Origin of the sequence: Aquincola tertiaricarbonis (genome assembly GCF_023573145.1) — a bacterium.
In the GTDB taxonomy this organism is placed as follows: Bacteria; Pseudomonadota; Gammaproteobacteria; order Burkholderiales; family Burkholderiaceae_C; genus Aquincola; species Aquincola tertiaricarbonis_B.
In genome coordinates this window covers 3,213,443-3,225,191 of the sequence record NZ_CP097636.1, presented here as the reverse complement: position 1 = coordinate 3,225,191, position 11,749 = coordinate 3,213,443, and the positions used below count along the sequence as shown (strand labels likewise).

The 11,749-nt window shown below is 70.0% G+C and carries 10 protein-coding genes; 7 read left to right on the top strand and 3 right to left on the bottom strand.

Going from position 1 to position 11,749, the window contains the following annotated elements:
* Nucleotides 1–48: 48 nt before the first annotated feature.
* The 3 genes from MW290_RS29240 to MW290_RS29230 form a co-directional block, all read right to left on the bottom strand.
* Nucleotides 49–1,890, bottom strand: a complete 1,842-nt coding sequence (locus MW290_RS29240) for an STAS domain-containing protein (RefSeq protein WP_250197861.1) — start codon at nucleotides 1,888–1,890, stop codon at nucleotides 49–51.
* A 20-nt stretch (nucleotides 1,891–1,910) separates the two neighbouring features.
* Nucleotides 1,911–2,573 (bottom strand): RNA polymerase-binding protein DksA, encoded by a 663-nt coding sequence (gene dksA / locus MW290_RS29235; protein WP_250197860.1) that lies wholly within the window; start codon nucleotides 2,571–2,573, stop codon nucleotides 1,911–1,913.
* A 111-nt stretch (nucleotides 2,574–2,684) separates the two neighbouring features.
* Nucleotides 2,685–3,728, bottom strand: a complete 1,044-nt coding sequence (locus MW290_RS29230; protein WP_250197859.1) for a CobW family GTP-binding protein — start codon at nucleotides 3,726–3,728, stop codon at nucleotides 2,685–2,687.
* Nucleotides 3,729–3,857: 129 nt separating this feature from the next.
* Between MW290_RS29230 and MW290_RS29225 the strand changes: the two genes are divergently transcribed.
* Genes MW290_RS29225 through MW290_RS29195 form a run of 7 tightly spaced genes read left to right on the top strand, consistent with a single transcriptional unit; the run spans nucleotide 3,858 to nucleotide 11,684 of the window.
* Complete coding sequence (locus MW290_RS29225; protein WP_250197858.1) at nucleotides 3,858–4,712, top strand: CorC family transporter; 855 nt, start codon at nucleotides 3,858–3,860, stop codon at nucleotides 4,710–4,712.
* Between the two features lie 14 nt (nucleotides 4,713–4,726).
* Nucleotides 4,727–6,307, top strand: coding sequence for an apolipoprotein N-acyltransferase (lnt, locus tag MW290_RS29220; RefSeq protein WP_250197857.1), 1,581 nt, complete (start codon nucleotides 4,727–4,729; stop codon nucleotides 6,305–6,307).
* Nucleotides 6,308–6,340: 33 nt separating this feature from the next.
* Complete coding sequence (gene glyQ, locus MW290_RS29215) at nucleotides 6,341–7,276, top strand: glycine--tRNA ligase subunit alpha (RefSeq protein ID WP_250197856.1); 936 nt, start codon at nucleotides 6,341–6,343, stop codon at nucleotides 7,274–7,276.
* Nucleotides 7,276–9,420 (top strand): glycine--tRNA ligase subunit beta, encoded by a 2,145-nt coding sequence (gene glyS, locus MW290_RS29210; protein ID WP_250197855.1) that lies wholly within the window; start codon nucleotides 7,276–7,278, stop codon nucleotides 9,418–9,420. The genes glyQ and glyS overlap by 1 nt, the downstream gene beginning before the upstream one ends.
* Before the next feature lie 55 nt (nucleotides 9,421–9,475).
* Nucleotides 9,476–10,081, top strand: coding sequence for a D-glycero-beta-D-manno-heptose 1,7-bisphosphate 7-phosphatase (gene gmhB, locus MW290_RS29205; RefSeq protein ID WP_250197854.1), 606 nt, complete (start codon nucleotides 9,476–9,478; stop codon nucleotides 10,079–10,081).
* On the top strand, nucleotides 10,081–10,836 hold the full coding sequence (locus MW290_RS29200) for a lysophospholipid acyltransferase family protein (RefSeq protein WP_250197853.1): 756 nt from the start codon (nucleotides 10,081–10,083) through the stop codon (nucleotides 10,834–10,836). Before gmhB ends, MW290_RS29200 begins: the two co-directional genes overlap by 1 nt.
* On the top strand, nucleotides 10,833–11,684 hold the full coding sequence (locus MW290_RS29195; RefSeq protein ID WP_250197852.1) for a M48 family metallopeptidase: 852 nt from the start codon (nucleotides 10,833–10,835) through the stop codon (nucleotides 11,682–11,684). The genes MW290_RS29200 and MW290_RS29195 overlap by 4 nt, the downstream gene beginning before the upstream one ends.
* The last annotated feature ends 65 nt before the right edge of the window (nucleotides 11,685–11,749 follow it).

Sequence of the window (11,749 nt, the reverse complement as noted above, 5' to 3'; positions counted from 1 at the left end):
CGACCTTCAAGCGTCGGCCGGGTAAAGGCGCGCCGCTGGCGCGCCTGCCTAGTTGGTCCTGACCCTCACCCGGGCGTGTTCGTTGATGCCCATCGCACCAAAGAACAGCGCCACCAGGCGGTGGGCGTCGGCGAACACCACTTCGCGGTTTTCACTGCGCTTGGCCAGCACCCAGTTCAGCAGGTCGCCGGCGGCGATGAAGTCGACCCGGATCAGCTTGCTGCAGTTCACCGTGACGAGTGACGCCGCGCCCAGCTGCTGGTCGAGCAGCCGCAGCGTGGGGCCGATGTCGCTGACCAACTGGCCCGACAGCTCCACGGTGGCCATCTGCACGCCGTGGGCGTCGTCCAGCAGGCCTGATTCGAGGAAGCTGGTGGACACCTCGCTGACCTGCGACATGGCCGGCGCCTGGGTGCTGTGGCCGCCGCCGCTGAAGCGCAGCTTGCAGCGCACACGCTCCCACGAGGGCGGCGACACCTCGTAGGTGACGCAATAGTCGATCGCCACCTCGTCGAACTGGTCGGCGCGGTTGGCCAGGCGCAGCGCGTCCATGCGCGCCACCCAGTAGGCGGGGTCGGCATCGCGCACGCCGGTGGGCGCGGCCTCGGCCAGCACCGCCAGCAGGTGGTCGCCGGCCAGCCAGCGCATGTCCAGCGGTTCTTCGGCCCACTGGCGGAACATGCCGGACAGCAGCACCGCCGCTTCAGCGTCGATCTGGCGCAGCGGCGCCCAGTCGAACACCCAGGGCAGCGGCATCTGCAGCGTCTGCGAGCGCAGGCGCACCACGGCCTCGGCGTCCAGCACCGCGGGGCTGCTCCAGCCCACCGCGGTGGCGGCGCTGCGCAGCGTGGCGGGGCGGTCGTTGGCGGCGGCGGCCTCGGCCACCTGACGCGGCATCGAAAACCACTGCGGCGCCGACCAGCCGAAGCGCTGGGCGTATTCGAGCGCGCGCTGCTCGAACTTGTTCTGCTGGCCGGTGGCGCGGTACAGGTCGAACAGCACCAGCCAGGTTTCGCCATGCTCCAGCCGGCTGCCCTGGCCGCTGGTCAGCTGCGACAAGGCCTCTTCGCACTGGCCGAAATCGGCATTGGCGAAGGCGATCACGGCTTCGTCCAGCTCGGGGTCGTGCACCGCCTCGCTCACTTCCACAGCAAAGGCGCCGCCGAAGTCGGTCTGCGGGCCGGTGGCGCTGCGGGCCGGGCTGGTGGTGGCGGGTGGCAGCCCGCCGCCGGTGGTGCCGGCGGCGGTGGTCAGGCTGGCCGGCGTGCGCGGCGGCCATTCGGCGGCGATGGGTGGCGCTGCCGACAGTGGCGGCAGGCCGGGCGCCATCACGGCGTGGCTGGGCACGCCGGCGTTGCGCTCGGTGTCCAGGCGCGGCAGCGTCAGGTCCAGCGGCGGCGTGCCACCTGTGCTGCGCGGCATCGGCGGCGTCACCTCAAAGCTGGCCGGCATGGTGGTGCGGGCCGACAGCGCACCGGCCCGGGTGTCGCTGCCCGTCGCAGGCCGCGTGGGCGCCTGCGAGCGGGTGCTGCCCACCATCTGCTGCTCGATCTCGTCGATCTTGGCCTTCACGCCGCCTTCGGGGCGGGCGGCCAGCTGCTGCTCGGAGACGCGCGCGTCGGTGTCGTCGAGGCGCGACGAGCCGCCCAGCGCGGCCAGCTGCTCGGGCGAGAGGCCCTCGCGGCGCAGCTTGCGCAGCATGTCGAACTCGCGCTTGCGCACGAAGTCGTTGCGGCGCTTGCGCTCCACCATCGCCTTGAGTTCGGAGCGCTCGAGTTCGAGCGCGCCGTCCTCGGGCTGGCGCGAGTTCAGATCGGACCAATCGGTGGCCGGGTTGGCCACGAAGCGGACGACCTTGCGGAAGAAGCTCTGGTCCTTCGGGTCCGCCATGAATCCTGTCCTGCGTTCGGTCAGTCGCCGAACATCTTCTGCTTCATCTCGCGGCGCTGCTGCGCCTCGAGCGACAGCGTGGCCGTCGGGCGCGCCAGCAGGCGGCCCAGGCCGATCGGCTCGCCGGTCTCGTCGCAGAAGCCGTATTCGCCGCTGTCGATGCGGGCCAGCGACTGGGAGATCTTCTTGAGCAGCTTGCGCTCGCGGTCGCGGGTGCGCAGCTCCAGCGCGTGCTCTTCCTCGATGGTGGCGCGGTCGGCCGGGTCGGGCACGATGGAGGTGTCTTCGCGCAGGTGCTCGGTGGTTTCACCGGCGTTGCTCAGCAGATCGTCCTTCAGGCCCGTCAGGCGGGCGCGGAAGAACTCCAGCTGCTTGTCGTTCATGTACTCGTCGTCGGGCATCGCGAGCAGTTCCGCTTCGGTCAGCTCGCGGCCGCTCTTGTTCTTCCAGGCATTGGCCAGCTTGGGGTCGTGCTTCACGGGGGCTTTGACGGTGTCCATGTCCTGATCTGAATACGTTCTCGCGGGCGGCTTGGCAGGTGCGAAGCGGTCGGCGAAGCGGCTGGCGCTGTCATTGGGCAGCGGGGCGGCCGCGGGAGCCGCGGCGGCTGCCTTGGCGCTGGCCCGCGTGGCGGGCTTGGCGGAGGCTGTTGGGCGCTCGCTCTTGGCCGGTGTCTTGCTCACTTCGCACTCCTCTTCACGGTATTTGTATATCCGCTGCAGGCCGAGGTGTGCGGGGGACCGCCTCCTCGGGGCGCGCGGATTGTAGCCACGCCCCGGGGGGTCAATCGCTCGTCACACCAGGCACTGTGACAGGCCTTGTTCGAGGATCTCCCGCGGCAGGTCGATGCCGATGAAGACCATCTTGTTCTGGCGCTTCTCGCCCGGCGCCCACTTCGGGCCCAGGTCGCTGCCCATCAGCTGGTGCACGCCCTGGAAAATCACCTTGCGGTCGCTGCCCTTCATGAACAGCACACCCTTGTACCGCAGCAGCTTCGGGCCGTACACCTGCACGATGGAGCCGAGGAAATCCTCCAGCTTGGTCGGGCTGAATGCACGGTCGGAGCGGAACACGAACGACTTCACGTCATCGTCATGCGCATGGTGGTGCGGATGGTCGCAGTGCTCACCGTGCTCATGGTCGTGGTCGTGATGATGGTGGTCGTGGCCATCGTCGGGTGACAGGAAATCAGGGTCGATTTCCAGCTTCGTGTTGAGATTGAAGCCCTTGAGATCGAAGATCTTGTCGAGCGGCACCTCGCCGAAGTGCACGCGGCTTTGCGGCGCGCGCGGGTTCATGTGCTTGATGCGGTGGGCCAGGGCATCGGCCGCCGCGGCGTCCACCAGGTCGGTCTTGCTGATGAAGATCTGGTCGGCAAAACCCACCTGGCGGCGCGCTTCCTGGCGGTCGTTCAGCTGCTGCTCGGCGTGCTTGGCATCCACCAGCGTCAGCACCGAGTCCAGCAGGTAGCTCTCGGCCACCTCGTCGTCCATGAAGAAGGTCTGCGCCACCGGGCCGGGGTCGGCCAGGCCGGTGGTCTCGATCACCACGCGGTCGAACTGCAGCTCACCCTTGCGGCGCTTTTCGGCCAGGTCGGACAGCGTGGAGCGCAGGTCCTCGCGGATCGTGCAGCAGACGCAGCCGTTGTTCATCTGGATGATCTGCTCACCCTCGTTCGACACCAGGATGTCGTTGTCGATGTTCTCCTCGCCGAACTCGTTCTCGATCACGGCGATCTTTTGGCCGTGGGCTTCGGTGAGCACGCGCTTGAGCAGCGTGGTCTTGCCGCTGCCGAGAAAGCCGGTGAGGATGGTGGCAGGAATCAAACCTTGTGACATGGCAGGTGCTCGGTGGCTGAGGTACGACAACCGCCTTAAATGGGGGCGGGCGACTGTCCTGCAAGTGGGCGGGTGTGTCAAGCACGGTTCGCGCCCATGTGACTTTGTAGCTTGCGGTATCCTGCGCAGGTGCACAAACCGGTAGACCGCGACGCGCAAGAGCGCCGCAGCCTGTTCGATCGGCTCGTCGAGTTCATCTCGCCGGGGCCGGATTCCAAGGCCGAACTGATCGAATCGCTGGCGGACGCCGAACAGCGCGAACTCATCGACCCGCAAAGCCGCGGCATGCTCGAGGGCGTGATCCGCATGGCCGACATGAGCGCGGGCGACGTGATGGTGGCCGCGCCCCACATCGACCGCCTGGACATCGACGCCGACTACGACGAATTGCTCGGCCAGGTGATCGCCACCGGCCATTCGCGCTTTCCGGTGTACGAGGGCCAGCGCGACAACATCATCGGCATCCTGCTGGCCAAGGACCTGCTCAAGCTGCAGCGCGCGCCCGAGCTGAACCTGCGCACGCTGCTGCGCCCGCCCGTCTTCGTGCCCGAGAGCAAGGGCCTGAACGACCTGCTGCGCGATTTCCGCAGCAACCGCAACCACCTGGCCATCGTCATCGACGAGTTCGGCAACGTGGCCGGGCTGCTGACCATCGAGGACGTGCTGGAAGAGATCGTCGGCGAGATCGAGGACGAATTCGACGAGGAAGACGCCGAATCCGGCATCTACACCCTGGCCGACGGCGCCCAGCGCGTGGCCGGCGACGTCGAGATCGGGCAGGTGAACGAGGCTTTTGCCGTCACCCTGCCCGAGGACGAGTTCGACACCATCGGTGGCCTGGTGGCCCACGAGCTGGGCCGCGTGCCCCGCCGCGGCGAAGCGGTGGAGGTGGGTGGCCTGCGCTTCGAGGTGATGCTGACGCGCGGCGGTGCCGTGCGCTGGTTCAAGGTGACGCGGGCGCCCGACGCCGCCGCACCCCGCTGAAGTGATCGGCTGACGTGAGCCGCCTGTCTTCCAGGGCGCCGGCAGCGGCCGGCGCCGGCCTGTGGCTGGTCGCCGCCGCCGGCGGGGCCTTGTTCAGCCTGCCCTTCGTGCACACCGGCGCCTGGTGGGCCAGCCTGCTGCTGCTGGCGTTGCTGGCCGGCGCCGCGCAGCGGCTGTCGCCCGGCCGGGCCGCGCTGGCGGGCTGGGGCTTCGGCACCGGCTGGCTGGCGGCCGGCACCTGGTGGATCTACATCAGCCTGCATGTGTACGGCGGCCTGCCGGCGGCGCTGGCGGTGGCGGCCGTGCTGGCGCTGTCGGGCGGGCTGTCGCTGTACCTGGCGCTGGCGCTGGGTGTGTTCGCCCGCCTGCGCCGCGGCCGGCCGCTGCCCGATGCACTGCTGTTGGCCGCGCTGTGGCTGCTGGCCGAACTGGCGCGCGGCGTGCTGTTCACCGGTTTCCCGTGGCTGGCCACCGGGTATGCGCAGGTGGACGGGCCGCTGGCCGGGCTGGCGCCGTGGATCGGCGTGTACGGCATCGGCGCGGTGGCGGCGGTGCTGGCATCGCTGGCGGCTTCGGCGCTGGCGCCCGCTGGCGTGCGCGGCCCCGCGGCGGTGCGTGGCGGCGCAGGGGCGGCGGTGGTGCTCGTCTTGCTGCTGTCCCCGCTGGCCGGGCGCGATTTCAGCCGGCCCAGCGGTCAGCTGGCGGTCACGCTGATCCAGACCAACGTGGCGCAGGACGACAAATTCGCGGCCGACAAGATGCCCGAGGCGCTGGAATGGCTGGCGCAGGCGCTGCAGGCCGCGCCGGGCGATCTGGTGATCGCGCCCGAAACCGCGATTCCGCTGCTGCCCGCGCAGCTGGGCCCCGAGGCCTGGCAGGCCTTCACGCTGCCGTTCACGGCCGAAGGCACCCGCCGCGCGGCGCTGGTCGGCCTGCCGCTGGGCAGCTTCGAGGACGGTTACACCAATTCGGTGGCCGGCCTGTCGGCCGAATCGGGCGCCAGCGAGCAGCGCTTCTACCGCTACGACAAGCACCACCTGGTGCCCTTCGGAGAGTTCATCCCCACCGGTTTTCGCTGGTTCACCGAGATGATGAACATCCCGCTCGGCGACTTCAACCGCGGCCCGCTGGTGGCACCTTCGTTCGGTGTGCGCGGCGAGCGGGTGGCGCCCAACATCTGCTACGAAGACCTGTTCGGCGAAGAACTGGCCCGCCGCTTCGCGGCCGGGGAGGGCGCGGCGCCCACCGTGTTCGCCAACGTCAGCAACATCGGCTGGTTCGGCGACACCATCGCCATCGCGCAGCACCTGCACATCTCGCGCATGCGCACGCTCGAGTTGCAGCGGCCGATGCTGCGGTCTACCAACACCGGCGCCACCGCCATCATCGACCACCGCGGCGTGGTGCAGGCGCAGCTGGCGCCCTTCACCCGCGGCACGCTGGCGGGGCAGGTGCAGGGCCGCGAAGGCCTCACGCCCTTCGTGCGCTGGGCCTCGCGCTTCGGCCTCTGGCCACCGCTGCTGATCGCGCTGGCCGTGGTGGCGGCGATGGCCGTTGCCGCCGCCGTCGGGCGCCGCCCGGCAGCATCCTCATAAACTCGCGGGTTTTCCGCGCACCGAGCACCCCTCATGACGACGCTGACGTTCCAGCAGATCATCCTTCGCCTGCAAAGCTATTGGGACGCCCAGGGCTGTGCGCTGCTGCAGCCCTACGACATGGAGGTGGGCGCCGGCACCAGTCACACCGCCACCTTCCTGCGCGCGCTGGGCCCCGAGCCGTGGAAGGCCGCCTACGTGCAGCCCAGCCGCCGCCCCAAGGACGGCCGCTACGGCCAGAACCCCAACCGCCTGCAACACTACTACCAGTACCAGGTGGTGCTCAAGCCGGCGCCGGCCAACATCCTGGAGCTGTACCTGGGCAGCCTGGAAGCGCTGGGCTTCGACCTGAAGAAAAACGACGTGCGCTTCGTCGAGGACGACTGGGAGAACCCCACGCTGGGCGCCTGGGGTCTGGGCTGGGAGGTGTGGCTCAACGGCATGGAAGTGACGCAGTTCACCTACTTCCAGCAGGTGGGCGGCATCGACTGCCGGCCCATCACCGGCGAGATCACCTACGGCCTGGAACGCCTGGCCATGTACCTGCAGGGCGTGGAGAACGTGTACGACCTGGTGTACGCGCCCGGCATCAGCTATGGCGACGTGTTCCACCAGAACGAGGTGGAGCAGAGCACCTACAACTTCGAGCACAGCAACGTCGACTTTTTGCTGCAGGCGTTTGGGGCGCACGAGGGCAATGCCCAGCACCTGATGACGCAGCAGCTGGCGCTGCCGGCCTATGAGCAGGTGCTCAAGGCCGCGCACACCTTCAACCTGCTGGACGCCCGCGGCGCCATCAGCGTCACGGAGCGGGCGGCCTACATCGGCCGCATCCGCAACCTGGCGCGGGCGGTGGCCGCCAGCTACCTGGCCAGCCGGGCCCGCCTGGGCTTCCCGATGGCGCCGCGCGAATGGGCCGACGAGGTCATCGCGCAGATCGAACAACAAGCACAAAAGAAGGCCGCGTGATGAGCGCCGACGTGAACAACCTGCTGGTGGAGCTGTTTGTCGAGGAGCTGCCGCCCAAGGCGCTGAAGAAGCTGGGCGACAGCTTTGCCGGCACGCTGGCGCAATCGCTGCGCAACCAGGGCCTGGCCACCGCCGACGCGGTGGTGACGCCTTACGCCTCGCCGCGCCGCCTGGCGGTGCACATCACCGGCGTGGCCGCCCGCGCGGCCGACAAGCCGGTGCAGCAGAAGCTGATGCCGGTGGCCGTGGCCCTGACCGCCGACGGCCAGCCCACGCCCGCGCTGCTGAAGAAGCTGGCCGCGGTGGGGGCCGATGCCTCCGCCGTGCCGCGCCTGCAGCGCCGCCCGGACGGCAAGGCCGAGGCCCTGTTCCTGGACACCGTGGTGCCCGGCGCGCCGCTGGCCGAAGGCCTGCAGAAGGCCTTTGACGAAGCGCTGGCCAAGCTGCCCATCCCCAAGGTGATGACCTACCAGCTGGCCGACGGCTGGCAGAACGTGAAATTCGTGCGCCCGGCCCACGGCCTGGTGGCGCTGCACGGCGCCGACGTGGTGCCGCTGGCCACGCTGGGCCTGCAGGCCGGCCGCAGCACCCGTGGCCACCGCTTCGAGGCCGCGCTGCCGGTGATCGAACTGCCGCATGCCGACGCCTATGCCGAAGCGCTGCTGCGCGACGGCGCGGTGATCGCCAGCTTCGATGCCCGCCGCGCCGAGCTGCTGCGCCAGCTGCAGGAAGCCGCCGGCCGCGAAGGCCTGACGCCGATCGACGACGAGGCGCTGCTGGACGAAGTGACCGCGCTGGTGGAGCGGCCCAACGTGCTGGTGTGCCGCTTCGAGCCTGAGTTTCTGGCCGTGCCGCAGGAGTGCCTCATCCTGACGATGAAGGCCAACCAGAAGTACTTCCCGCTGCTGGACGCGCAGGGCAAGCTGACCGACCGCTTCCTGGTCGTCAGCAACATCCGCCCCGACGACGCCAGCGCGGTGATCCAGGGCAACGAACGCGTGGTGCGCCCGCGCCTGGCCGACGCCAAGTTCTTCTTCGACCAGGACCGCAAAAAGACCCTTGCCAGCCGCGTCGAGGGCCTGGGCAAGGTGGTGTACCACGGCAAGCTGGGCACCCAGGGTGAGCGCACCGAGCGTGTGCGCTTCATCGCCCGCGCCATCGTCCACCAGCTGGGCGACCACCAGCCGGCCTCGGTGCAGTCGCACGACGAGCTGCAGATGCTGGCCCACAAGGCCGACCAGGCCGCGCTGCTGGCCAAGACCGACCTGCTGACCGACATGGTGGGCGAGTTCCCCGAGCTGCAGGGCATCATGGGCGGCTACTACGCCCGCCATGAAGGCCTGCGCGACGGCGTCGCCATCGCCATCGAGGACCACTACAAACCGCGCTTTGCCGGCGACGCGCTGCCGCGCAACCACACCGGCACCGTGGTGGCGCTGGCCGACAAGCTGGAGACCCTGGTGGGCCTGTTCGGCATCGGCCAGCTGCCCACCGGCGACAAGGACCCCTTCGCGCTGCGCCGCCATGCGCTGGGCGTGATCCGCATCCTGGTCGAGAAGAACCTGCCGCTGGACCTGCCCGAGCTGCTGAAGGCGGTGGTGCCTGCTTTCGGCGAGCTGATCACCGACCCCACCCCCGCGCTGCTGGGCTTTTTCGCCGACCGCCTGGCGGTGAGCCTGCGCGACCAGGGCTACAGCGCCCAGGAGGTGGACGCGGTGCTGGCGCTGAACCCCGCCCGGCTGGGCGACGTGCCGCGCCGGCTGGAGGCGGTGCGCGCTTTCGCCACGCTGCCCGAGGCCGCTTCGTTGGCCGCTGCCAACAAGCGCGTGGGCAACATCCTGAAGAAGGTCGAGGGTGCGCTGCCCACGACCGTCAGCCCCGATCTGCTGAAGGAGCCGGCCGAACAGCAGCTGGCGGCCGCGCTGGCCGAGGTGCAGCCCCAGTCCGACCGTCTGTTCGAGCAGCAGGACTACGCCGGCTCGCTGCGGGCGCTGGCCGCGCTCAAGGCGCCGGTGGACGCCTTCTTCGACGGCGTGATGGTCAATGCCGAAGACGCCGCACTGCGCGCCAACCGGCTGGCGCTGCTGGCCGGCCTGCATGCGGCGATGAACCGCGTGGCCGACCTGGCCAAGCTGGCGCAATGACGGCGGGCGCGATTGTGGTTGTCGGGCACCACCGGGTGTCCTGATACTGCGCGCCATGACACCGCCCAAGCTCATCATCCTCGGCCGCGACGGCATCCTCAACCGCTTCCGGGACGACCACGTCAAGGCGCCGGAAGAGTGGGCGCCCATCCCGGGCGCGCTGGACGCGGTGGCCCGCCTCAACCATGCCGGCTGGCATGCGGTGGTGGCCACCAACCAGTCGGGCATCGGCCGCGGCATGATCGACATGGCCTCGCTGAACGCGGTGCACGCCCACATGATGAAGCTGCTGGGCCAGCACGGCGGCCGCATCGACGCGGTGTTCTTCTGCCCCCATGTGCCCGAAGACCAGTGCGACTGCCGCAAGCCGCTGCCCGGGCTGATGAAGCAGATCGGCCAGCGCTACGGCACCTCGCTGGCTGAAGTGCCGATGGTGTGCGACAACCCGCGCGATCTGGAAGCGGCACACGCCGCCGGCTGCCGGCCGCACCTGGTGCGCTCGGGCCGCGCCGCCGCGCTGGACGACGCCTCGCTGGCCGAGTGGCTGGCCGTGGCCCCCGACACCCAGGTGCATGCCGACCTGGCCGCCCTCGCCGACCACCTGCTGCGCGGCAGCGGTGACGGCCTCGACCTCGACTCCGGCCCGATGGGCCTTGCCTGATGCTTGCTGTCCTGCGTTCCGCGCTGTTCTTCCTGTGGATGGTCATCACCGTCATCCCCATCGCCATCGTGGCGATGACCACGTCCATCTTCGTGCGCGGCGCGCCGGTGTACTGGATCTGCATCTCCTTCCTGCGGCTGGCCATCGCCGGCGCGCGGGTGATCTGCGGCGTGCAGTACCGGGTGCAGGGCATGGAACGCCTGCCCACCGGTGCCGACAAGCTGGCGCCGCTGATCCTGTGCCCCAAGCACCAGTCCACCTGGGAGACGTTTGCGTTTCCCACGCTGATGTCGCATCCGCTGGCTTACGTGTTCAAGCGCGAGCTGCTGTACATCCCGTTCTTCGGCTGGTCGATGGCGCGGCTGGACATGATCCACATCGACCGCAGCAAGCGCACCCAGGCCTGGGCCAAGGTGGCCGAGCAGGGCCGTGAGCTGCTGTCGCGCGGCATCTGGGTGATCATGTTCCCCGAGGGCACCCGCATCGCCCGCGGCCAGCGGGGGCAGTACAAGAGCGGCGCCACCCGCCTGGCCGTGACCACCGGCGCGCCGGTGGTGCCCATCGCCGTCACCTCCGCCCGCTGCTGGCCGCGCAAGAGCTTCGTGCTGCGGCCCGGCGTCATCGACATCTCGATCGGCACGCCGATCCCTTCGCAGGGCCGCGAGCCCGATGAGCTGATGCGCGAGGTGGAAGCCTGGATCGAGGCCGAGATGCAGCGCCTGGACCCCGAGGCCTACCGGAGCGGCGCACGATGAACCCGGCCGGCGCGGCCGCGGCGCAGCAGCTGGCGCTGTTCGACCGCGCCGGTGCCGCCGAGCCCGCGCCCGACGAAGCGCCGCGGGAAGCCGCGGCCGGCTTCCGCCACCCGCAGGCCACGCACGAGCTGTTGCTCGACGGCCACCGCGTGGCCTATCTGCTGCGGCGCGCCCGCAGGCGCAGCATCGGCTTCGTGGTGGGCGCCGAGGGCCTGGCGGTCAGCGCGCCGCGCTGGGTGCGCCTGGCCGACGTGGAAGACGCCTTGCGCAGCAAGGGCGCCTGGGTGCTGCGCAAGCTGCAGGAGCAGCGCGAGCGGGCGCACCAGCAACTGGCCGCGCGGGTGGTGTGGGGCGATGGCGCGGAGTTTCCGTTCCTCGGCCAGCCGGTGCGCGTGAAGCTCGACACCTCGGTCACCGGCGCGCAGTTCGTGCCGCCCGAGCCGGGCAGCGGCCAGCCAGCGGGTCTGCGGGTGGGCCTGCCCGCCACCGCCGCACCGGCCCAGGTACGTGATGCGGTGCAGGCCTGGCTGCAGCGCCAGGCCCGGCGCGTGTTCGAAGCCCGCTGCCAGCATTACGCGCCCGCCATGGGCGTGACGGTGCGGCGGCTGTCGCTCAGCTCGGCCGCCACCCGGTGGGGTTCGGCCAGCGCCAGCGGCGCCATCCGCCTGAACTGGCGGCTGATCCATTTTTCCGAGTCGACCATCGACTACGTGGTGGTGCATGAGCTGGCCCACCTGATCGAGATGAACCACTCGCAGGCGTTCTGGCAGGTGGTGCGGGAGGCACTGCCCGGCTTTGAGGACGCCCGTGCGCCGTTGCGCCACACGGTGCTGCCCAGCTGGGACTGAGGGGCGCGGCTCGGGCAGCGGGCTGAGGCCAGAAAAGCCAAATCTGTCACTTTTCGTGGACGCGC